Here is a 24,612-nt window from a genome sequence, read left to right on the forward strand (position 1 = left end):
GGTGAGGTTCTACGTCGGTAGAACATTCTTTTCAAAAATTGCTGTCGGAACTGCAATAGTACAACAAGCATTGGGAATATCGACAATGCCGCTAATTCTTCCCTCCACTGGTGCAGAACCTAAAAGCAAATATATCTGCTCTCCCGTATAGCCAAACTTCTTGAAATATTCGATCGCATTCAAACAAGCACGGCGATAAGCAACATGAGCATCTAGATAATATTGCTGTCCGGTAAATTCGTCAACAGAAATGCCTTCAAACACCAAATATTCCGAATAGCGAGGCTCAACTGGGCCTGGTTTGAAAATCGGGTTGGTCAGACCGTATTTTTCTACACCGCCTTTAATCAAATCAACGTGCAAATCGAGGTAACCAGCCATTTCGATCGCACCGCAGAAAGAAATCTCCCCATCTCCTTGTGCAAAGTGAATATCTCCCATTGAAAGTTTCGCACCTTCCACATAAACTGGAAAGTAAATGCGGGAACCTTTTGACAAATTTTTGATATCGCAATTGCCGCCGTGTTCGCGGGGTGGAACAGTTCGCGCCGCTTCTTGGGCAATTCGATCGTATTCGGCACCCTTTAACGAACCGAGAATGGCATTTTTCGGATTCGGCAATGCTGCTAAAGGCGGTATTCGGTTGGGATTGGTTGCGACTAAATCCGCTTCCCGCTTATTCCAAGTAGCTAACAAATCGTGAGAAGGCGCACAACCGATCAATCCAGGGTGAGGAATTCCCGCAAATTTCACATTAGGAATATGGCGAGATTTTGTATAAATTCCTTGAATATCCCAAATTGCTTTCTGTGCGACTGGGAAATGTTCTGTGAGGAAACCGCCGCCATTTTCTTTAGCAAAAATTCCGGTAAAACCCCATTCGTAATCCAGTAAAGTTCCTACATCTAAGATATCAACAATTAGGATATCTCCTGGCTCGGCACCGTTGACATAAATAGGGCCGCTCAATACGTGAACAACTGTTAAATCGACATCGCGCACATCGTTGGGGCTGTCGTTGTTGCCGATTTGTCCGTCCGTCCAATCTTTGCATTCTATTCGGAATACAGCGCCAGGATTGACAGAAACTACTGCCGGAATATCGGGATGCCAGCGATTGTGACCTACCAACGGTTGCTCGGTAAATGGCTTGTTCAAGTCTACTTTGAAGAGAACTTCAGGCATAGTAGTACCCCGATTTTCTAGTTTTATGCGATGTTTTGCCCTCGCCTGAGTTGAGATTAAATTCCTATGGCGATAATAAACTGTAGTTTTTAATACCAAAAATTACGACCGATTGTAACTATTTATTAGTTAAATCGATTCCGAACGCTCTAGAAATTATTGAGAGAGTTTAAAAAATAAATAGTTTTTTAAACTAATTATAAAAAGTTTTGTTTTTTAGGCGGCAAAGTCAGCTATAATTGTGAATTGAAAATTTACTTCAGGAGTTAGGCATTCTCAGAGCAAAAACCCGGTTTCTTTTCAGAACCCTGCGGGGAGGCCAGAAGAGCGGAATTATATGTTTACAATGCGAGATCGTATATTCTAGAGGCAACGGGATGGATAATGAATGCTAAAGGGCGGGAAAAATTGGTAACATATACAACTAATTTGACAGCCCAAAGTTCTGGCGACAAGCAGGCTGAGCGTGGCGAGCGATCGTCCTATCCTTTCTTTTTCCATCGTGGCCCGATCGCTGGGATCGCCATAACCAGGAAGCGTTGACTTATAAAGATGAGATCTTTTATCTGTCTGGCATTATTAACTTTTCTGCTCGTGACGGCTATTTTTCCGGCAGTCGCGCAAGTTACCGATTTTAGATTTTCGGTTATTCCAAATATTATATCTTTTAGCGAAATGAAAAATCTCTCCCCCCTACCCGCTTCTGTGACAACAAGACTAGGGGTAAAAATAAGTCCATCTTTTGATAAGAGATGGGATGGGGGAGAGGTTTTTGCAACTGTTTTAGAAGACGGAAAAAAATTATACGATGCGGGAAGGTTTTCGGATGCGGTTGCTGTCTGGGAAAAGGCAGCAGAAAGTTATCGAGAAAAGAACGATCGCCTCTATCTCGCTCTGACTTTAAATTATCTCTCCAACGCTTATCAAGAGTTGGGACAGTGGGAGAAGGCAAAAGATGCGATCGCCCAAAGCCTCAATCTCTTAACAAATTCAGCAACTCGTCAGCACTCAGCACTAATTTTCGCTCAAGCTTTGAATTCTCAAGGTAGTCTTCAGTTAGCTATGGGACAAACAGAAGCTGCTTTGGACAGTTGGAAAGAAGCCGAAAATGCTTATGAAAAAGCTGGTGATGCAGCGGGAATTCTGGGTAGTAAAATTAACCAAGCACAAGCTTTGCAAGCTTTGGGTCAATATCAGCGTGCCAAAACCAATTTAGAAAATGCAAATAAAAACTTGGTATCTTTACCAGATGCGATCGTAAAATCTGTAGGATTGCGAAGTCTGGGAGAAGCGCTGCAAGTTTTGGGAGATTTGCCTAAGTCTGAAGAAGTATTAAAGCAAAGTTTGGCACTCGCGCAAAAATTAAATTCTCCTACGGAAACGAGCGCTGCTCTTTTTAGTTTGGGAAACCATGCCAAAAGTGCTGGAGATAGTAAAGCGGCTTTGGATTTTTATCAACAAGCAGCTGCGATCGCACCCAGTCCTATTGCCAAACTGGAAACTTTACTAAATCTACTTAACTTAAGCATAGAAACCAAAGGGCAAGAAAATATCCCATATTTAATATCCCAAATTCAGACGGAAATTTCTAAGTTAAACCCCAGTCGTTCGGGTGTTTACTCTCAAGTTAATTTTGCTGAAACTTTGATGAAGTTATCATTAGTCAGCGGTCAATTATCAGGGGGAAATCAAGAAGAACAAATAACCAACGAAAGACAAGGTAATACAAGCATTGCTAAATTATTAGCTACAGCAGTTCAACAAGCAAGATATCTCAAAGATGCCAGAGCGGAATCCTATGCTTTGGTAGCGTTGGGTAAATTATATCAACAAAATAAACAGCAATCGGATGCGGAAAATTTGACTCAGCAAGCGCTAACAATTGCACAGGCTATTAGCGCCAATGATATTACTGCTCGGTCTGCTTGGCAATTAGGTAAAATTTTAAAACAAGAAGGTCGAAATGAGGATGCGATCGCTGCTTACACGCAAGCAGTTAAAACTTTGCAAATTCTCCGCAGTGACTTGGTAGCTACCAATACAAACCTACAGTTTTCTTTTCGAGAAAGTGTCGAACCTGTCTATCGCGAGCTAGTTGGGTTATTGCTAGATGAAAGCTCAGACTACTCTGCTGCATCAACGGAAAATTCAAAATCCAAAATTCCCAATCGCATCGCTCAAGCTCGTGAGTTAATTGAAGCGCTACAACTAGCAGAATTAGACAATTATTTTCGAGAAGCTTGTTTGAATGTCAAACCGCAACAAATTGATGCGATCGATCGGCAAGCCGCAGTTATTTACCCGATTATTTTGAGCGATCGTTTAGAAGTAATCTTATCTTTGCCAGAAAAACCTCTGCGCCACTACAAAACCGATTTGCCCGAAAGTAAAGTAGAAAGTATTCTCGAACAATTGCTAGAATCAATCAACCCGATTTTTTCCCAGGAAGAGCTTTGGCAAGTATCCCAACAAGTTTATGATTGGCTGATCCGACCGGCAGAAACAGATTTAGCTACAAGTGGAATTAAAACTTTGGTGTTTGTGCTGGATGGTTCTTTGCGAAATTTGCCAATGTCAATTCTTTATGACGGTCAAAAATATCTGATTGAAAAATACAGTATCGCTATAACTCCCGGTTTGCAATTACTACCAACGCGATCGATCTCTGCAAAGCACCTAGAAGTTTTAACCGCCGGACTTACTGAGTCTAGAAGTGGGTTTTCAGCTTTACCGGGAGTCGAGGCGGAATTAAAAAGAATCGCATCGGAACTGCCTTCCCAAATACTTTTGAATCAGCAGTTTAGCGAAGAAAACTTATCTACGCGAATAAAAGCGGCTTCATTCCCGATCGTACATTTAGCCACTCACGGTCAATTCAGTTCTAACCCAGATGAAACATTTATTCTTGCTTGGGATAAAAAACTGAATGTCCGGCGGTTTGAAGAAATATTACGCTCTAGAGAAGGAAAAGAAACCAGTGCGATCGAATTGCTTGTCCTGAGTGCCTGTCAAACTGCCGCCGGGGATAATCGCGCTGCTTTGGGATTGGCAGGAGTAGCGCTCAAATCGGGCGCACGCACTACTTTAGCGACCTTGTGGTCGGTAAAAGATTTATCCACCGCCACCCTCATCACCGAGTTTTACTCTCAACTTGGCCAACCTCATGTTACTAAAGCGGAAGCTCTCCGTCGCGCTCAACTATCATTGTTAAAAACACCCCAATTCGAGCATCCGTTCTACTGGTCTCCCTTTGTTTTGGTAGGAAATTGGTTATAAGAGCGGCGGAGAAATGTAAAAATGTTTTTACACAACCTTAATCAAAACTTTGTAATTGTTATACATGACCGAGATATAGTAATTATAATACCTAGTTTTAGATCCAGGGATTCAATTATGAGCAGCCCCAAAAATTTTCTACCTCTGACAATATTTTCGCTAGCCTTATCTTCACAAATCCTGCTGAGTTTAGGTATAGCAAAGCAATCACAGGCAAAATTTATACCGAGTAACGAAAACCACAATCAACTAAAGTCATTAATCGAGATAAATTTTGACCCGCCGAGCGACGGAAAACCGAGCGATACCGCCGGGGGAGCATCGCGCAGTCCGGATGGTAAGGTTTGTCCTCAAGATGCAAAAGCAAACACACCTTGGATAGCCCCACTGATGCCAACCACTACGCAAGCAAAAACAGCCGCAAAGCATCCGACATTATTTGTTTATATGCCGGAAACTTCAGCTAGAAAAGTATTTTTTACTTTGAGGGATGAGACAAAAAAAAATATTTATCGAACAATGCTGACAATTACTGGGCAAGCGGGTATTGTCAGTATTAAAATACCGGATGAAGCACCGGAGTTAGAAACGGGCAAGAATTACAAGTGGTACTTTGTGGTCGTATGTGGAAATACGGTCAGACCAGATAGTCCGGGAGTAGAGGGAGAGATCCGGCGAGTCGAACCGAATCCGGAACTAAACAGTCAAATACAAAAAGCGACACCAGTAGAGCGTGCAGCTTTGTACAACAACGAAGGGCTTTGGTACGATACAATTGCCACTGTGGCTGAGCTAAAGCGATCGCAACCCCAAGATACAAAGATAACAACTATGTGGGAGGAATTGTTAAAATCGGTGGGATTAGAAGCGGTTTCAAAACAGCCACTATTAAACTAGAAGCTTTTTTCTAGTTTGAAATCCGAATGTTACCCAATCCTATACTTCGCCCACTCCAACGATCGATCGGACAATGGCGCGGCGTGCTGATTACCGCACCAAGCATTGCGGGGTTAGCAATTCTCGCTAACTCAGTGGGTTTGTTTCAAATGCTGGAATGGGCGACTTTGGATTTATATTTTCGCCAGCGACCTTCTGAGCCGATCGACGAGCGGATCGTTATTGTCAGGGTGGATGAGTACGACATCAAACAAATTGGCAAATGGCCCATTCCTGATGCTGTCTTAGCAAAAGCGCTCGATCACCTGAAAGCACAACAACCGCAAGCGATCGGCTTAGATATTTATAGAGACTTACCAGTACAACCCGGTCATCAGAAATTAGAGCAAGTTTTCAAGTCCACACCGAACTTGATCGGTGTTGAGAAAGTGGTTGGGAATAACGTTGCCCCAGCACCAACCTTGAGCAAACTCGGTCAAGTTGCCTTCGCCGATTTGGTATTGGATGCTGATGGCAAAGTGCGTCGAGGTTTGATGTCTGTCAAACTTGAAGAAAATCAAACAAAACTAAGTTTGAGCGCTCGTTTGAGTTTAATGTATTTGCAAGCCAAAGGAATTACTTTACAAACTAAGAAACCGGGCGAGTTGCAATTAGGTAAAGCTGTATTTACTCCTTTTAGAGGAAATGATGGTGGCTATGTTCGCGCTAATTATGGTGGCTACCAAGTTTTGTTGAATTATCGCGGATTGGAGAATAAATTTCATCAAATATCAATAACTGATGTTTTGGCAAATCGAATATCGCCAGACTTACTGCGCGATCGCATAGTGCTGATCGGCGCAACCGGACAAAGCTTCAACGACCTGTTTCTCACTCCTTACAGTCGCAGTTCCCTCGGCACTGCAAAGCAAACTCCTGGTGTAGTTATTCATGCCAATTTAATCAGCCAGACCTTAAGTGCGGCACTGGAAGGACGGGCGCTCATAAAAGTATGGCCTGAACCGCTGGAGTGCTGGTGGATTTTTTTTTGGTCTACCTGCGGCGCAATTTTAGCCTCAATTTTCCCTCTCAAACGATACACACTTGGGAGCATTTTCCTACTTGGGTGCGGTTTGAGTAGCGGTTATTACCTAGCATTCTTGAATGGCTGGTGGATTCCCGGAGTTCCCTCACTTTTAGTTTTGGTCGGTTCTGCTGTTGTTAATACTGGCTATATTCTCATCGAAAATTTGCACATTTCCCATAAAAAATTAGAGGATTATTCGCGCACGTTAGAAGAAAAAGTAAAAGAACGCACCGTGGAATTAGAACGAAAAAAAGATGAGCTAGAGCAACAGGCGATCGAACTTGCCAAAGCCAAAGAAATTGCTGTTGCCGCTAACGCCGCCAAAAGCGCCTTCCTGGCAAATATGAGCCACGAACTTCGCACCCCCCTCAATGCTATTCTCGGCTTTACCCAGCTGATGGCTCGCGATGCTTCTCTGTCTAAAGAAAACCAAGAATACATAGGCATCATCAATCGGAGTGGCGAGCATTTATTAAGTCTCATTAACGATGTTTTAGAAATGTCCAAAATCGAACTAGGACGGCTAGAACTGAATGAAAATAACTTAGATTTATACAACCTAATCGACACTGTAAAGGAATTGTTTCAACTTAAAGCTGAATCCAAAGGCTTAGAGTTAATATTTGATGTAGAAATGGATGTGCCTCAATATATCATTACTGATGGCAAGAAATTACGACAAATTTTAATAAATTTACTGTCAAACTCTATTAAATTTACCGAGCGCGGTAGTGTGATACTTCACGTAAAAACTCTAAGTGAATCCTCTCCAAATAACGCTAAATTAAATCAAAAAGATTCCACTTTATTATTTGAAGTGCAAGATACTGGCTTTGGCATTGCTCCAGAAGAAATAAATAGTTTATTTGAAGCGTTTGTCCAAACAGAAACAGGTCGTAAATCTCAACAAGGAACAGGTTTGGGATTAGCAATCAGCAAACAATTTGTAGAACAAATGGGAGGAAAAATTAGCGTTCAAAGCCAGGTGGGTAAAGGAACTATTTTCACATTCAGTATTCAGGTGCAAGCAGCGTTGGCAACCGAAAATATAAAAGCAGAACCAACAGCGATCGCACTAGCACCCAATACCCCAAAATATCGCATCTTGGTAGTAGACGATCGATATGAAAATCGTCTACTATTAATTAAATTACTCGAATCCATAGGCTTCTTTGTGCGCGAAGCTAGCAACGGTGAGGAGGCAATTGCGATTTGGTCAGATTTTGAACCCCACTTAATTTGGATGGATATAAAAATGCCAGTTATGGACGGTTATGAAGCAACTAAAATAATCAAAGCCACACCACAAGGGAAATCCACCATAATTATTGCCCTAACTGCTAGCGCTTTGAAACACGAACGCGAATTTATGTCTGAAGCTGGTTATGATGATTTTTTACTCAAACCATTTTCGGAAAATTTGCTTTTAAACAAAATGGCGGAATATTTAAGTATTTCCTACGTCTATGCAGGAGAAGAAAAAACCGATTCACAAGCATCCAAAAATCTTTATTCTGCCCTAACAATCGAAGATTTGTGCGTGATGTCATCTTCTTGGGTACAAGAACTATATGACGCAGCATTAACCTGCGATGATGGGCAAATCATGGAATTAATCAAGGAAATTCCACAATCAAATACAAATTTGGTTCGCGCCCTAACCGATTTGGCACACGACTTTCGCTTTGACGTACTCATAGATTTAAGTATGAAATTAATCAATGAATAGCAAGTAGCAGACGTAAAATGTTGAAAAAGTTACTCAAAGCCTGGAAATCGCCACAAGAAAGAATATTAAATTTGCGCTTGCCAGAAAAGCATTCAATCCTATTCTGAGGAAGATCGGTTATACACTTGGAACAACAAGGAGTCGCGTTTTGGGAACGAAAACTATTTTGGAGAAACCTTTTTATCGAAGTCTGCCTGTCGCACCACATAACTAGGGGAGTCAACTGGCAGACTCCCTCCTACTTGATATTGGTAGTCCGAGTTTTGTGCTGACTTCATTTAGGCTGAAAGGGCAGGCTTAATTTCACTCATCAGTCTACCGTTTTTGTTCGAGCTTGTAAAAACAACTAATCTCAGACTCAACAAATATTAAGTCAGCGTCCAAACGCCATCCCAATCTTCCGATGGAGGATTTTGTAGCAAATACTGACAGCGTTTGAGAAACATCGCCGATGGTTTGTCGTTAATTTTCATATCCTCCACAATAACTGCAAACTCATTCATCGCCCGTCGAAACTTGCGATTTAGATAATGTTCGCGTCCTTGATTGTAATGTTCGATCGCTTTTTGCTTCTCCTCAGAAATTAGATCGGCACGCAACCCTAAAACTTCGTAAATAGCTATTGGTTGGTTTCTCCCTTTGGCATGAATGTAATCAAGCTCTCTAGCCCATATCCGCTCCGCGCAAGATTCGTATGTACTTTTACTAATAACGATATCGCAGCCATAATCCTTACTCAGACCTTCCAGATAAGCCGCGATATTTACGCCATCTCCGATTACAGTAAATTGGTTTAGTTTGCTGGAACCAATATTACCCGTGATGAGGGGATCGGAATTGATGCCAATACCTATTTGAATTGCAGGTTTTTTCTTGGCAACAAGATTGGCATTAAATTCTGCTAAACTTTGGCGCATTTCCAGGCCACTTTGCACTGACATCCAAGCACGCTCTTCTAAAGGCGAGGTTGCACCAAAAGTCACCATTATTAAATCGCCAATGTATTTATCTAAGGTGCCTTTGTATTTAATAACGACGTTTGACATTACCTCAAAATATTCGTTAAGCAGACCGATTACCTCCACTGGCTCCATGTTTTCCGTCAAAGTAGAGAAACTGCGGATACCTGAGAATAAAATCGAAACATCCCGGCGCTCTCCCTGAAATTTGGCCTCATCCATTCTAGGTAACTCCTGTATCAATTGCTGAGCCATATAGCGCTATATTCTACTCCTAAAGGGTTGCTCACACTGATGTCCCAACTCACCCCAAACATCGCCAACTTCAGTTTCAGTGGAGGCTTCAGTCAGTGTACTTATACATAAAGTGACTCTAAAAGGCTTTTGACGCCATGAGTAGCGACATGGGTATAATTGACCTGCGTCAACATAGTAGAGAGATTTACATCACTGACTTGAGAACCTTAAGTAACTCCAGCTACTCCAAGTTGCCATCCAGACTGACGCGATTGCAAGCATCAACTGCTACACTCCCACTGGTTATGAGCGTCAAATTGAGTTTTGTTTTGTAATATCAAAATTTTCAATTTTTTGTTGTTAATTATTAATTATTAATACAAAAATCGATCGTACACCTAATCCGAGTATAAATCCCCCCTGCATATAAAATTAACTTTACAGGCATTACCTGCTGTTTATCTTAATAAAGAAAAATAGTAAAATCACGGAATGTGTAAGATTTTTTTATACCCAAACCAAACTTGTGTGGGGATGCACTCGATCGCATTAGTTATCAGCTGTTACCTCTTTACTCAACAATTGTCGGTTCATCGACTCCCACCGGAGCTACCTCCTTGGCCCCCTCTCGTATCCGGAGACCCTGGAGAGGGAGGGTCATACGCGGCTAAAATCTTGTCAATATGGATGTCACCGCTAATAGCTATTTTAGCGACAAAGGTATCAGTCTCCCAGCGGCATTGCACGCTCTGATTACTTTTCAACTCGGCGCTGAGGGCATCCGAACCGCTAAGTAGGACGATTCCAAGAATGATGAGAAGTTTTTTCATTTGTTTTTTCCTCTTCAATTTGAAGATATTAGATGAAAAGTTTATCCGATCGGTTCCTTAGATTCCACCCCTCTTTTTATGGATTTGATAAAGATTGTGTAATGAAATCGAAAAGATAAACTTATAACCGCTATTTCGAGAGGTATTTTTATTGCCCAGAAAATTGCATCAAATTATGGATTAAACACAGAAAGTGCTGACCCTAATTCCAGCACAACTCAAGAGTATGTTAAGGGTAGTTTAGATTTCTACGCTACTAGCTAGTTTTCGCTGTGTAGATGCTGGTAAAGATTAATCGCCACCTGAAAAGTCATCTACTATACCTTAATTTTTACATATTTACCCGGCCAACATAGTGATCGCAGTCACTAAATGGCACTGATGACAATCCCTTTGCGATCGGATATTAATGCGATCGGCCTATTCAAAGGGCTTTGGCGCAAATCTTTGATGCTTTCGGATAAGTAGCGAGGTAATTCTTCAGCCAGTCGCAGCCGCGCTTGAGCAGCTCGTCCAATTCTTCCACACGCCACAGCCGCACCATACCATCCATTCCTACCGTCGCCAGGTAGCGCCCATCTCGGCTAAAGCTAAGACTGTAAAGGCTGCCTTGATGCCCAACAAATTCATTAATCCGCTGCCCCGACAGAAAACGCATCTGTGCCGTACCATCCTGTCCTGCGGTAGCCAAACGCTGTCCATCCGGGCTAAAAACTGCACTTAGAACCCCGCCTTGATAAGTATTAAATCCATCCAGCTGCTTCCCGGACAAGTTCCAAAGCTTAACAGTAGTGTCTGCGCCTGTTGTAACGAGGCGCTGTCCATCCGGGCTAAAGCTCACGCTTAAAACCCCATCTCCATCTGCCTTGATTCTAAGCAGCTCCTGGCCCGACAAATTCCAAAGTCGAACTGTGCCGTCTCTTCCAGCTGTGGCCAAGCGCTGCCCATCCGGACTAAAACTTACACTCCAGATTGATTTCTGATGACCCTTGAATTCTACTGCCTGCTGCCCGGACAAGTTCCAAAGTCGAGCCGTGCCATTTTCTCCAGCTATGGCGAGGCGCTGTCCATCCGGGCTAAAACTGACAACGTAAACTCTGCCACGATGACCGTTCAATAGAGTTAGCTGCTGCCCAGACAAATTCCAAACTCTCACCGTACCATCGTTCCCTGCTGTGGCGAGGCGTTGCCCATCGGGACTAAAAGTGACGCTATTAACCCCACCCGTATGACCGCTGAACTCAGCCATCTGCTTCCCAGACAAGTTCCAGAGTCGGGCTTTGCCGTCCTGTCCTGCTGTCGCTAGATGCTGACCATCCGGACTGAAACTTACACTCCAAGCCTCGCTCTTATGTCCGCGCCATTGAACCAGCTGCTGTCTCGATAGGTTCTGCGGGTTAGACAAGTCCCACAGTCGGGCAGTACCGTCTGCTCCTGCTGTGGCTAAGTTTTGTCCGTCCGGGCTAAAGCTCACACTCAAAACCCAGTTTTTGTGACCGTTTAATTCAGCCAGCTGCTTCCCGGATAAGTCCCTCAGTCGAACTGTACCGTCTGCACTTCCAGTAGCTAAGCTCTGACCGTCAGGGCTATAGGTCACACTCAAAACCCAGTCCTTATTTTGCCATTCAGCCAGCTGCTGACCGGACAAATTCCAAAATCGAATCGTGCTATCTAATCCTGTAGTAACTAAACTTTTTCCATCCGGGCTAAAACTGAGGCTGAGGACTGCCTGTTGATGACCTTTGAATACAGCCAGCTGCTTGCCGGACAAGTTCCAAAGTCTGGCGGTACGATCCTGTCCGGCTGTGGCGATGCGCTGGCCATCGGGACTGAATTTCACGCTCCAGATTTCTGTTTGATGGCCTTTGAATACAGCCAGCTGCTTGCCAGAGAGGTTCCAAAGTCTGACCATGCCGTCTTCTGCTGCGGTAACTAAACGCTGTCCGTTCGGACTCAAATTTATGCTCGTGACTTTACCCTGATGACCTGTTAATTTAGCCAGTTGTTTGCCAGAAAGGTTCCAAAGTCGGACGGTGCCATCTTCTCCGGCGCTGATGAGGCGCTGTCCGTCCGGACTGAAACTCACTCCTCTGACTTTACCCTGATGACCTGTTAATTTAGCCAGTTGTTTGCCAGAAAGATTCCAAAGTCGAGCGGTGCCGTCTTCTCCTACGGTAGCTAAGAGTTTACCATTAGGGCTGAAACTGACGCTGTAGACTCGACCGCGATGACCGATGAACTGAGTTCGCTCGCGGATATTGTCCAAAATCGTTTGTAAAACCCACAAAGGACTGGTGACTGGATAGTTTTTCATACCTCGGTGGTCTTTCACCATTTCTTTCAATCCTTGTCCAGCCTCCATACCTAAGAGTAAGGCTTCTATTTCTTGACGATCGATCAAGAATTTTCCCAGAGCGGTAACCGATTTCTGCTCTATATTTAAGCTTTTCTGTGCTTGGTTCAAGTTTTCCTGTGCTTGGTTCAAGTCTTCCTGTGTTTGTTTTATGTTTGTGCTAGCCCACATTACTACAGCGATCCACAAAATTGAGATTACAGCTAATCCCGCCAAACCTTTGCGAATTGTTCGCCTTGCTTTCTGTTCTGCTTCCGCTAGTATCCGATTAGCTTCTATCTGTATATCCAGCGCAATTTGAACTTGCAATTTGTCTAATTCTTGACTGGCAGCTAAGAATTGATAATCGCGATCGCTCAAACTTTTACCTGCTGCCCACGCCAGTGCATCTTGCAAAGCCTGTCCGTGCAACAAGCGCGATCGATCTTGACAATCTGAAGCTAACCAAGCTGTTAATCCTTCTGAATAAGGTCTGAGATTTTCTAGTTCTTTTTCGACCCAATTTTGATTGAAAACACATTCATAAATACGGTTATAAACTTTTAAATTTCCTTGTTGCTCTACTACCAAACCCGACAAGCGCAACTCCATTTGCTCGAAACTGTCATCGACGATTAGTTCTCCCTGTTGTAAAATTTGGTGATACAGCCCCAGCAGCCTCGCTGTGCGCTGCCCATTCTTAAAAATGCGATCGGATATTGTTCTCAAATGTTCTGGTTCATCTTGGTTTTCCCAATTCTCGATGATTCGCGATCGCACCAAATCTTCAATCGACTCGGCTTCTCTCTCTGGATGCTTTGCCAACAAAGAGTTGGGAGATGAGGTATCGGTTAAAATCAGTTGGCAAACTTTTTGTGTGAGAAACGGTTGTCCACCCGTCCACGCTAAAATCTCTTTCAGTACAGTGGTAGTATCGCTCACTTTTCCTGATAAACCTATCGCTAACGATCGCGCTTCGTGAAGCTGAAAGCCTTTTAATTCTATCGCTCGACCAATATTAAAGGGCGTCCGATTCTTATCGGCAATCAAATCGCTTGGTGTTGCTACTCCCAACAAAGCAAAAGAAAGGCGTTTGTATTCTGGTTTGTCGGCACGTTTGTTATAGCAAGCTCTAATAAACGCAAAAAAATCATCTATAGTAAAGTTTAAACCCAAAACACTATCAATTTCATCCACAAAAATGACAATATTTGCTGATATTTCTGTTAGCAAAACCTCTTCGGTAAACTCGCTGAAACGTTGCACGCAAGAAAGATGATCGCGAGCCGGCCACCAATTTCTTAAATTAAATTTATCGCCGAGGTTAAAACTACTGACCAAGTTACGAATAAGGCTTGCATACCATTGATCTGGCGTAATATGCTGACTGCCAATTTTGTTGAGATCGATCGCAGCACAAGCAATTCCATCTGCTTGCAGCCGTTTCATAGTTTGCACTCGCAAGCTAGACTTACCCATTTGTCGGCAATTCAGCACGTAACAAAATTGCCCAGACTTCAAACCGTTGTATAAATCTTCATCTGCCTTTCGCCTCACGTAGGTGGGAAAGTCAGGAGGCAAACTTCCGCCAACTTGATACTGAGACATTAAGTTTGGTTCTGCGTTTAGCAAATAATTATTCAAATCTCCATTCTTAGCACTTTTAATCCATATATGTCAACCAAATATTATGCTTGATGCCAGGATAGATCTACAGTACCAAAATTAACAACCAAAGCTACATTTAAATTTTCCAATGACTTTACAAACCACATAATATCATTTAAAGTCTGAGATTCGTAATGATTGAATAAAATGGAAAAGCGCTTTTCTAAATCGGGCCTGACTTTACGGGAAAGCAGCACAATTTTGAGCAACAAGCTTGTTGTTTCGATCGTACCGAGGTTAGAAATTAAATCTATAAAAACATAATGATTGGGTTGCTGCGGACTTTCCACAACTAGAAAGTTGAATAATTGGCTGCAAGTGCGAACAAGTAAAAACTCGTTCAATTTCTGAGAATCATTTTCTGAAAAGGTGTTTTTTAGCCACTTATACAACCGCTGATTGAATTGACGATTTCCATATTCTGCCTGTATAGAAGCAATTAAGTATTCGTATAAATCTGCTTTGAAAGCTTGGTAAGATTTCGTTTGTTTATGATGATTCAGGAAGATTCCAGCTAAATCGCGATAACTGTAAGAGCCTTCCACTTTGCCACCAAACTTTTTTAGGGCTAAGAATAGTTCGCGATCGCTCAACAAGGTTGGGTTTGGCACTGGTTGTATAATTTGCACATCTTTAACAGGATGAGAAGCTATTTCCGTTCGTCTCATTAAATAAGGTACGTATTGAGATAAATTAACTTCAAATTGTCGCTGTTTTTGAGTTTGAATTTCCCGAATTGTTTGCTGATGCTCGATCGAGCTATTTTGCACAAGTAAATTATGTGAAAATAAGTAAGGATATCGATGAATTAATCTACCCAAAGATGGATTGTCTTCTTTGCGCTCTGCCTCGCGTATTGGTTCGACAACTTTTACCAAACGTTGCATAGCCAAATACTCGTTACTTTCTCGGAACTGACTTACTAGCTGTCGCAAACGCATGACTATGCGAGAACGAGAAGCTACTCCTTGAAAGCGGGGCAAAGCATTTTTAAATAAAGCCACTATCTCGGCGATCGCAGCGTGCTTCTGAGGTTGCATTTGCCAGCGGTTGATCAAAATATAACAACAACGACAAAGCAGATTTTTAAACTCTATTTCGTTGGATAAAATAGCGATAATTCTGTATAAAGCAGCTTCAATCTCCGGGTCGGGGTACCCTACACCATCGATAAATAATTTGTGGAACCGCTCGATCAATTCACTTGGCGATTCCTTTTGGACGCAATAAAGTAAGTGATCGTATATAATTTGTTCGTCTCCGACTGTCCTGCGCTCGTAAGAAAGTTTGGGCGATGGTATTTTAGGGGACGTCGGGTTAGTTAGAATCAGGGGAAGTGGAGCAGAAGCAATAGATTTCGCAGTTAGCGATGGGCGATCGGTTTTCGGTTCTCGGTTATCTTTATTGACCCATTGTTGATGGCTGATAAGCGATTGCTGATGGGTGATTTGGGATTGGATATTCGTTGTATCTTCTGACTCTCTCTTCTTCTCGTCTCGCTTTAAGAGAGGGAGAGTTTGCGCTTCTAAAACATTGGTAATTTTGGCCAGGTTTTGTATACTTTCTTTTACTCCCGAAGCCTTTTCCTTACTGGCACTCAAAAACTGATTATCCAGTTCGTTTAATTTTTTATCTGCCGCCCAAGTTAAACCTTTGTGTAATTCTTCTCCAGTTAATAAAAGCGTTTCATCCTGACAATTTGAGGCTAACCAAGATGTCAACGCCAGTTTATAAGGACGCAAATTACCTAGTTGTGTTTCAACCCAGCTTAAATTAAAAATTTCTGCGTAAATGCGACTATAAACTCTCAGTACAGACTGAGAATATTTTTTTCCTGGTTGCTTGACTACCAATCCGCTGAGGCGCAATTCCATTTGTGCGGGAGTATCGTCAGCCGGGATTTCTTCATTCAGTAAGATTTGTTGATATAGTGTCAGTAGCCGACTCGGATCGGAACTCCCTCGCACCAGGCGATCGCTGATTGTCCGTAAATGCTCCGGTTCGTCCTGTGCTTCCCAATTTTCAATAACTCGCGATCGCACCAGCTTTTCCAGGCATAACCTTTCCGCACCGGGAGGAATAAAAGAAATTTCCTGAAGTACAAGTTTGCAAAGTTTTTGGGTGAGAAAAGGTTTACCCCCCGTCCAATCCAATATCTCTTTTAACACCACTTGGGGATTGTTCGTTTTTTCCGCCAATCCTGGCGCTAAGGGAAGGCTTTCATGCAGATGAAAACCACTAAGTTGAATTGCTCGACCGATGTTAAAAGGAGTGCGATTTTTGTCTTGAATTAATTCTGAAGGAGTCGCTACACCAATTAAAGCGAAAGTAAGGCGCTTGTATTCCGGGTAGTCAGCGCGATTGTTATAACAAGCCCGAATCGCTGCAAAAAAATCATCTACTCTAAAATTTAAGCTCAGAACGCAATCGATTTCATCTATAAAAATGACAATATTTTGGCTAATTTCTATTAGCAACGCCTGCTCGATAAATTCGCTGAATCGTTGCACGGGGGAAAGTAAATCGCGATCGCGCCACCAAGTACGCAAATTAATCTTGTCCGCAATATTGAAACCGATCGTCAAACTGCGAACCACACCAGCATACCACTGATCCGGCGTCAGATTTTGGGAACCGATCTTCGTCAAGTCGATCGCCGCACAGGCGACACCCTCCTGTTGCAATCGGCGCATAGTTTGTACCCGCAAGCTAGACTTGCCCATTTGCCGAGAGTTGAGAACATAACAAAATTCGCCCGCCTTCAATCCCTCGTAGAAATCTGTATCTGCCTGCCTCTGCACGTAAGTAGAAGCATCAGCAGGTAGACTTCCTCCGACTTGATAGTTGAAGGCAGAGGTTTCTAGGGTTGTCATAGATAAGTTTGATATCAAGTTTGTCAAGCGATCGCATTTTCCCCATCTCACAAGCAGCTTACTTTATCTTAGAGTCGATGGAAGCTATATAAAGCATTCAAAAATGTTCAAAAATAAACAATAGCTTCCACAAAAAACTCAAATACCGGCGACCCCAACAGTCGCCCTTAACAAAGGCAAAACTTTAGCCGATTTCTAAGCGATCGCGAAAATAAAACCTATACAAATCGCACCGAGGCGTCACCTCATTACCTTGCAAATGTACTAAACCCATACTGTGTAACTTAAACGCTTGTAGCGACTCTAACCGCACCGGCGTATTCCCTGCAACCACCTGTGCCATCGCTGTTGCCAGATCTGGATGCTGTTGCAAATTCCACAAGTGGCGTCGCAAATGATCTCCGTACATTCCAGCTTCTGTCGGAGATATTTGCAGCAACTCCTTCAGCGTCATATCCTGTCGGCGAATATGATAGAGAGCCAATCGCACGAGATAGGGATGTCCGCCTACCATTGCCATCAATTTCTCCACTTGATTAGTATCCCAATCCAGATCGTGCCATCTTGTCAAATCGTATACCTGCTGCGGCGTAAACTCTGGCAACTCGATCGGCAAACCCACATTAAACGGCGATTGGTTGATACTCAGGGGAATGTAAACTTCTGTCGAGTGTACGACTACCAAACGCAGCTTTTTCCAAATATCGCGGTTTTTCGCATCTTCGTGCCACGCTCGCAACAGTCCGAAAAAGTCTGAGGCAATTTCGGGATGTTGGAACACGTAATCGACTTCATCCAACCCCAACACCAACGGATTGTCTATATTTTCCAACAAATACTCTTCAAAGTAAGCCGTACAGTTATCTTTACTGCCAAAAATTTCATCCCAGTAATCATTGATGCGATTTGGCAAACGCAGTCTTCTACAGATAGATGCACAAAACCATTTTAAGAATTTATCCAAGTCTGCGAACACTTTTGCATCCGCTAGCTGAAAGCTTAAAGGCACAATTTGGCAGCCAGACTGGGAGGCATGATGGAGAATTCTCGCCATCAGCGAAGTTTTGCCCATCTGTCGCGGTGCTTTGATGCGGATCAGGGCACCCGGTTGTAAAATCGTCTCGTAGCAGCGAGATTCGATCGGCGGTCGCTCCACATAAAAAGCAGAAGCCAAATCTACTTGACCTTCTGGCAATTCTGGAACTTGGGGCAGTTCCGGTGTGGCCATCGGGACTGGTTTACCATCCGGGCCACACGATGCTGGGGGTGGGTTTGGCCCGGGTTCCGGCGATTCCTCCGGGACTCGACCTTCTGCCACCAAACTCATAACTTCTTGAATAAGATTTGAAGTATCGGCAGGCGATCGCCACTCTCGCTGCTGAATGCGATTTAAATAACCCCGCAGATTGTAATTCAAAGGTGAACTCAGCGGAAAATTAACGCGAATGGGTAAAATCGCTGGCTTACCCTCCGGATTAATGTCGCGCAACTCCTTAGCTCGTCGTACCTCCTCTGTTACCATTTCGCTGGTCACAGACTGCTGGGACAGCAGCAGCAGCAAATAATCGCACTGCCTTAATTCCGCATCAATGCGCTGGGGCCATCCTTCTCCTAGCCGAATGCTGTGTCCGGCCATAAATGCTTTGTGTCCGGCAGCTTTTAAAGCTTCGTAAAACTGCTGCGCGAGGCTCACATCTGGTTCGTGGCTGCGATAGCTAATAAAAACTCTTTTAGGTAACGATAACGGCAGAATTTGGTAAACTAGCATCGGTTCTGCTATTCCCTTTAGCTCCCGCACCTCCTTATACATTCCCGGCAAAGGCAGGTGATTTTTGACGACATCGTAAACTGTCTGGGAAATACATATACCTCCCGGTTTCGCTACTACTTGCAGGCGAGCGGCGATATTCACCCCATTTCCCTTGACCTGAGTGCCAAAAAAAGCTACATCTCCCAGATGAATACCAATCCGATGCTTTAGCACATCATGGGCGGGTAGTTCGGCAGCAGCAACAAAAAGTGCTTTTTGAATTTCTATGGCGCACGCCACCGCATTGGCTGCACTCGCAAAGCACATAAACAACCCATCACCCGTGTCAGCAACAACCCGGCCTTGAAAACGCTGACATATTTCACTCATCAGGTCAAGGTCGCGGTTAGTTAAAGCTAAGGCATGAGCTTGGTCGATCGCCACTCTGGAAGTATAGCCCTCTACATCTGTAAAAACGATGGCGGCGAGGGTACTTTCTGCTCCCAGATTCGGCAGTGCGGCATTTTCTATTGGTTCCATAGGCGCAGTGTCGCGAGTACCGGCGGAGTGAGGGATAGTCTAATGAGTACAGTTTAATCGGATTGCAATTGAAACTTATAAAGAAACAGGTAAAGGACTTGGACGTTCAGCACTCAATGCACTATTACCTGAACTTAAAAAAGCCGAAGAAACTTGTTGGTTAGCTGATTGTTACAGTCAAGTTTTGCAAGCTACAACACTCAAGCTGACCGCAGCATATAAAAACTTTTTTGAGAAACGTGCTGGGTTTCCTAAATTCAAATCTAAGCACGGTGAACAGTCTATTGAGTATCCTCAAAACGTCAAAATCGTAGATGGTAATGTGAAACTACCAGGCAATATTGGAGTAGTCAAAGCCAAGATACATCGACCAATTGAGGGAAAGATTAAGACGGTAACTATCAGGAAAACCCCATCAGGTAAATACTTGGCATCTATCGTTACTGAAGTAGAAGGCGAATACCCTACTACAACAGAAGGAAAGATTTATGGCGTTGATTTAGGAGTCAAGCATTTCGCTGTTGTAACTGACGGCGAAAAGGTTTCTAAATATGACAAACCCAGACAGATTGCTAAACATGAAAAAAATCTAAAACGCAAGCAAAAGAAATTAGCACGGAAACAAAAAGGGAGTAATTCTAGAAACAAATATTGTCAAGTAGTTGCCAAAGTGTACGAGCGAGTTACTAACTCACGGCAAGATTTTCTGCATAAACTTAGTTACAAGTTGGTCAGCGATAGCCAAGCTGTCATAGTAGAAAATCTTCATGTCAAGGGCATGGTTCGCGATCGCAATTTGGCTAAAGCTATTTCTGATTGTGGATGGGGAATGTTCACCAACTTTTTAGCCTATAAGCTAGAACGTAAGGGAGGAAAGTTGGTTGAGATTGATAGATTCTTTCCCAGTTCCAAACTCTGTTCTAACTGTTTCTATCAGGTGAGTGAGATGCCATTAGATGTAAGGCAATGGACTTGTCCCCACTGTGGTACTCATCACGATAGGGACGGCAATGCGGCGACCAATATTCGGGCAGAGGGGATCAGAATGCTAAAGGCGGATGGTTCAGCCGTCTCTGCTGTAGGAGGGGAAGTAAGACCAAAGATGGGACGAAAGTCTCATTTGCGGCATTCGCCGTTGAGTACAGAAGCCCCGTCCGCCTATGCGGCGGGGTAGTTCACCGCTACGATCGAATTCTTTAGGAGCGTTGCACAAGAGGTTCCGCAGGATATGGGTAAAACTGAGCAGATGGAATCCTTCGTGAGGGTGAGGTAAGTTAACATACTAACCGAAAAAATAAGACAAAAGATAATTGACAAAATAAACAGATAACAACATGGTCAAAACTTCTCATACTATGAATCTTTCTTCTTTGTCACCTTTTAAAAAAGCCGATCGCATCCTGGTTGTGGATGATTCTCCCGATAATGTATTTCTTATCCAAGCGATCTTGGAAGAAGAGGGCTATAAAATAGCAACAGCATCAGATGGCCTTACTGCATTGGCTAAAGTTGAGCAATCACCGCCAGATTTGGTGTTACTGGATGTTATGATGCCAGGAATGGATGGCTTTGAAGTCACCAAGCGCCTGCGCGAAAATACTTCTTTGCCGTTTATCCCCATTCTACTGATAACCGCCTACGACCACCTCAGTGTGGCTAAAGGACTAGATACCGGTGCAGACGATTTTATCCGCAAACCGGTAGAAGTGGACGAGCTGCTGGCGCGGGTACGCAGTCTGCTGCGACTCAAGCACAGCATCGACGAACGGGATCAAATTGCCAAACAGCGAGAAGATTTTGTTTCCCGACTGACTCACGATCTGCGAACTCCTTTGATTGCTGCCGATCGCATGATGGGTTTAATGCAGCAAGGTGCCTTGGGAGAACTCTCCCCCTCAATGAAAGAAGCTCTCGACACAATGGTTCGCAGCAATAAAAACCTACTGGCAATGGCAAATACCTTGCTGGAAGTTTATCGTTACGAAGCCGGTCGGAAAAATCTAAACTTCATTCCCGTTGATATAAGAGATTTGCTCCAGGAAGTTGTTAAAGAACTATCCCCTTTAGCTGTTGAAAAAAATCTATCTTTGCAATTGGTAAGGGATAAAAATCCTCAAGATACCGCGCAAATTAAAACCGTTGTACAAGGCGATCGGCTCGAACTTCACCGCGTTTTTACCAATTTGATCGGCAATGCGATCAAATTTACAGATACAGGTTCGGTACACGTCAGTCTTGCCAATACAACTGGTAATGCTAATCCAGATGAACCAGAGGTAATCGTTGAAGTAGAAGATACTGGCCCAGGCATTCCCGTAGAAGAACAAGCCAGTTTATTTGAACGTTTTCGTCAAGGCAAACATAAGCACGCCGGCAGCGGTTTGGGTCTGCACTTGTCTCGCAGAATTGTGGAAACTCATAACGGCACCATTGAAATTAAATCAGAGGTCAACAAGGGAAGTCGCTTCATCGTGCGCTTACCACTCAAGCGAGGATCTCATTCTTAAAGTACCCTAACCTGTAACCTGCTCCGCTGAAATGGGTGTACTTGCGCTCTTTGGGGCGATCTCCTTGAAATCGCAGCCAGCTAAGGTGTAGAGCCCCATAAAACTAATAATTTGGTATACTAAGTACGGAAAAGTCGAATTTCTATCTCCGGCTTGGATTGATGATACAGGAATTACCTATGACAGGCATCAAAACCCATTTTCAAACTACCTGTAAAGCATCGATAGATTTTATCATTCACTTAAAATACTACTAAAAATATCATTCTTCCTAGAAACTTGGTTTCTTTGCCTATGTACTAAGATATCTGTAAGTCAATTTTCAGAAAATGGTCAAATTATCTTCGTTCGGCAAAATATCATGAAAGCTCAAGTAGAAGTAAAATTTAGCCAACTTGTGCAACAACAGCGTCAGTTTTTCAGCACTGGCAACACAAAAGATATCTCCTTTCGCATCGCACAACTTCAGCTTTTAAAGCAAGCAATCTTAGAGAACAAACAAGCTATTGCAAATGCTGTTAAAGCCGACTTAAAGAAACCGGATTTTGAAATCTATCTGACAGAATTATACGTTGTAAAAGAAATTGATTATACCATCAAACACATAAAATCATGGGCTAAAGCTAAGAAAGTAGCAACGCCATTGGAGCAATTTCCATCTTCAGCAATTATATATCCAGAGCCTTTAGGCGTAGTGCTGATAATCAGCCCTTGGAATTATCCATTTAATCTGATGATTTTACCTTTAATAGGTGCGATCGCAGCTGGCAACTGTGCCATCTTAAAACCTTCAGAAATTTCTTTGCATACCTCTAAAGTTCTGGCGGATATATTCCAAAAAAACTTCGACCCCGCCTATATAGCCCTTGTAGAAGGAGGGGTAGAAACTAGCCAACAGCTATTAAAAGAGAAATTTGATCGTATCTTTTTTACTGGCGGCACAAATGTTGGCAAAATAGTTATGGAAGCAGCAGCCAAACATTTGACGCCAGTTACTCTAGAACTCGGCGGCAAAAGTCCGTGTATAGTTGATGCCGATACCCAAATCGAGATCGCCGCCAGAAGGATAGCTTGGGGTAAGTTTATCAATGCCGGACAAACTTGCATTGCACCCGATTATCTATTAGTCAATCACAATATCAAAAAAGATTTGTTAGATGCAATCAAAAAGTGCATTCAAGAATTTTATGGCGACGATCCAGCCAAAAGCCCCGACTATACCAGAATCATCAATAAAAAACACTTTTCCAGACTGGCAGCTTTCTTGAAAGACGGCGAAATTATTGTTGGGGGGGAAACGGATGCAGAAAACAATTATATAGCTCCAACAGTAATAGACAATGTATCGCTGGATGCACCGATCATGCAAGAGGAAATTTTTGGCCCGATTCTGCCAGTTATAACATACAACGATCTAACAGAAGCGATTTCTATAGTTAACGATCGACCAAAACCTCTAGCCCTTTACTTCTTTTCTAAAAACAAAGATCGTCAAGAGCGCATTTTGCGCGAAACTTCATCCGGCGGCGTCTGCATTAACGACACTATCATGCACATTGGCATACCGGAACTACCCTTTGGCGGTGTGGGCGACAGCGGTATAGGAGCTTATCACGGCAAAACCAGTTTTGATACTTTCTCCCATCAAAAAAGTGTATTGAAAAATTCTTTTTTGGTAGATATGAAATTGCGCTACGCTCCCTATCAGGGTAAATTAAATCTGTTGAAGCGAATCCTCGGTCTTAAGTAGGGATATCACATCTGTGTTTATCTGTGTTTATCTGTTTCCATCTGTGGTTAAATTTTAACCAACGATTTGTGCAGACAATCCTCAATATCATTCTGACACTACCGATGCTACCAAACACAATATCAGGGGTTAAATTTTCACCGCAGATGAAAGACAGATAAACGCAGATAAACGCAGATAAAAACGCATTTTTTTTATGCGATCGATGCTATCGGATATGAGATTATTTACTTGAATTTCAAATTTCAGATTTTAGATTTCAGATTTAATTACATCTAAAATCTAAAATCTGTTTTCAACTTAAAAGTTAAAGCTCCCGCTATAGCGTTCCTCCGCCCAAGGTTCGCCTCGTCGGTGGTAACCATTGCGTTCCCAAAAACCGAGTTCTTCACTGTCTAGAAATTCTAAACCGTTGAGCCATTTAGCACTTTTCCAAGCGTAAAGATGCGGAACTACCAGCCTCAAAGGGCCACCGTGGTCTGGGGGTAGCGGTTCGCCGAATAAAGTATGGGCAAAAAAGTTTTCTTCCCGCAGGAAATCTTCCATACTGATGTTTGTTGTGTAGCCGCCATAACAATGTTCCATAATGTGAGCGGCGTTGGGGTCTACCTCTATGTATTTCATGAAGTCCAGCACTTTCACCCCAGTCCACTGGACATCGAGTTTAGACCAGCGCGTAACGCAGTGAAAATCGGCGGTGAAATTGTTTTGGGGCATAGCCATGAAATCTGAGAAAGTCAAGGCGGCTGGTTTTGCCAAACCCCAGACTCGAAATTGCCAGTTTTCGATCTTGATGTCAGGTGTATTGCCGTAGGTCAACACCGGGAAACCCTTGGTTTCGTATTGACCGGGAGGAATGCGATCGCTCATTTCTGGCCCTGGCTTTTTGAAAAATTTTCCTAACATATCATCCACAGCAATAAAGTTTTCCCTGCTAACACAACACGACAGCGCTGTTGAGCTGTCGTGTTAGCATTTATGTTCACATTTTTCAACACAATCAGCAGTGGGTT

At 43.1% G+C, this 24,612-nt stretch carries 13 protein-coding genes and 1 pseudogene; 8 read left to right on the forward strand and 6 right to left on the reverse strand.

The genetic code is table 11. The features are described from left to right. Window positions 1-9 precede the first annotated feature (9 nt). Window positions 10-1,185, reverse strand: coding sequence for a formamidase (fmdA, locus tag H6G03_RS04680; protein ID WP_190462571.1), 1,176 nt, complete (start codon window positions 1,183-1,185; stop codon window positions 10-12). 384 nt (window positions 1,186-1,569) lie between these two features. Here fmdA and H6G03_RS04685 point away from each other — a divergent pair, with 384 nt between their 5' ends. From H6G03_RS04685 to H6G03_RS04700, 4 genes are all read left to right on the forward strand, one after another. Next, window positions 1,570-1,728: a hypothetical protein gene (locus tag H6G03_RS04685; protein WP_190462573.1), complete on the forward strand. Its 159-nt coding sequence runs from the start codon at window positions 1,570-1,572 to the stop codon at window positions 1,726-1,728. 9 nt (window positions 1,729-1,737) lie between these two features. After that, on the forward strand, window positions 1,738-4,461 hold the full coding sequence (locus H6G03_RS04690; protein WP_190462575.1) for a CHAT domain-containing protein: 2,724 nt from the start codon (window positions 1,738-1,740) through the stop codon (window positions 4,459-4,461). A 117-nt stretch (window positions 4,462-4,578) separates the two neighbouring features. Beyond that, window positions 4,579-5,358: a DUF928 domain-containing protein gene (locus H6G03_RS04695; protein WP_190462577.1), complete on the forward strand. Its 780-nt coding sequence runs from the start codon at window positions 4,579-4,581 to the stop codon at window positions 5,356-5,358. A gap of 26 nt (window positions 5,359-5,384) precedes the next feature. Then, entirely contained in the window at window positions 5,385-8,153 is a 2,769-nt protein-coding gene (locus H6G03_RS04700) for a CHASE2 domain-containing protein (protein WP_190462580.1), read from the forward strand. Window positions 8,154-8,521: 368 nt separating this feature from the next. Here the strand turns inward: H6G03_RS04700 and H6G03_RS04705 are convergent, their stop codons facing one another. After that, window positions 8,522-9,334: an adenylate/guanylate cyclase domain-containing protein gene (locus tag H6G03_RS04705; protein ID WP_190462582.1), complete on the reverse strand. Its 813-nt coding sequence runs from the start codon at window positions 9,332-9,334 to the stop codon at window positions 8,522-8,524. 170 nt (window positions 9,335-9,504) lie between these two features. Here H6G03_RS04705 and H6G03_RS04710 point away from each other — a divergent pair, with 170 nt between their 5' ends. After that, window positions 9,505-9,684, forward strand: a complete 180-nt coding sequence (locus tag H6G03_RS04710; RefSeq protein ID WP_190462583.1) for a hypothetical protein — start codon at window positions 9,505-9,507, stop codon at window positions 9,682-9,684. A gap of 919 nt (window positions 9,685-10,603) precedes the next feature. Here the strand turns inward: H6G03_RS04710 and H6G03_RS04715 are convergent. The 3 genes from H6G03_RS04715 to H6G03_RS04725 form a co-directional block, all read right to left on the reverse strand. Beyond that, window positions 10,604-14,119, reverse strand: a complete 3,516-nt coding sequence (locus tag H6G03_RS04715; RefSeq protein WP_190462585.1) for a WD40 domain-containing protein — start codon at window positions 14,117-14,119, stop codon at window positions 10,604-10,606. Between the two features lie 80 nt (window positions 14,120-14,199). Then, on the reverse strand, window positions 14,200-17,052 hold the full coding sequence (locus H6G03_RS04720; protein ID WP_190462587.1) for an AAA-like domain-containing protein: 2,853 nt from the start codon (window positions 17,050-17,052) through the stop codon (window positions 14,200-14,202). A 184-nt stretch (window positions 17,053-17,236) separates the two neighbouring features. Beyond that, window positions 17,237-19,342, reverse strand: a complete 2,106-nt coding sequence (locus tag H6G03_RS04725; RefSeq protein WP_190462590.1) for an AAA-like domain-containing protein — start codon at window positions 19,340-19,342, stop codon at window positions 17,237-17,239. Between the two features lie 64 nt (window positions 19,343-19,406). On the opposite strand from H6G03_RS04725, the pseudogene H6G03_RS04730 reads away from it, so the two are divergent. The 3 genes and pseudogenes from H6G03_RS04730 to H6G03_RS04740 form a co-directional block, all read left to right on the forward strand. Further along, window positions 19,407-20,516: pseudogene (locus tag H6G03_RS04730) on the forward strand (RNA-guided endonuclease InsQ/TnpB family protein); the annotation flags it as partial. Between the two features lie 181 nt (window positions 20,517-20,697). Then, complete coding sequence (locus H6G03_RS04735) at window positions 20,698-21,849, forward strand: ATP-binding response regulator (protein WP_190462696.1); 1,152 nt, start codon at window positions 20,698-20,700, stop codon at window positions 21,847-21,849. Window positions 21,850-22,210: 361 nt separating this feature from the next. After that, entirely contained in the window at window positions 22,211-23,599 is a 1,389-nt protein-coding gene (locus H6G03_RS04740) for an aldehyde dehydrogenase (RefSeq protein ID WP_190462591.1), read from the forward strand. 300 nt (window positions 23,600-23,899) lie between these two features. On the opposite strand, the gene H6G03_RS04745 is transcribed toward H6G03_RS04740, so the two are convergent. Further along, window positions 23,900-24,505: a sulfite oxidase-like oxidoreductase gene (locus H6G03_RS04745; protein WP_190462698.1), complete on the reverse strand. Its 606-nt coding sequence runs from the start codon at window positions 24,503-24,505 to the stop codon at window positions 23,900-23,902. Window positions 24,506-24,612: the final 107 nt, after the last annotated feature.

This window comes from Aerosakkonema funiforme FACHB-1375 (assembly GCF_014696265.1).
In the GTDB taxonomy this organism is placed as follows: domain Bacteria; phylum Cyanobacteriota; class Cyanobacteriia; order Cyanobacteriales; family Aerosakkonemataceae; genus Aerosakkonema; species Aerosakkonema funiforme_A.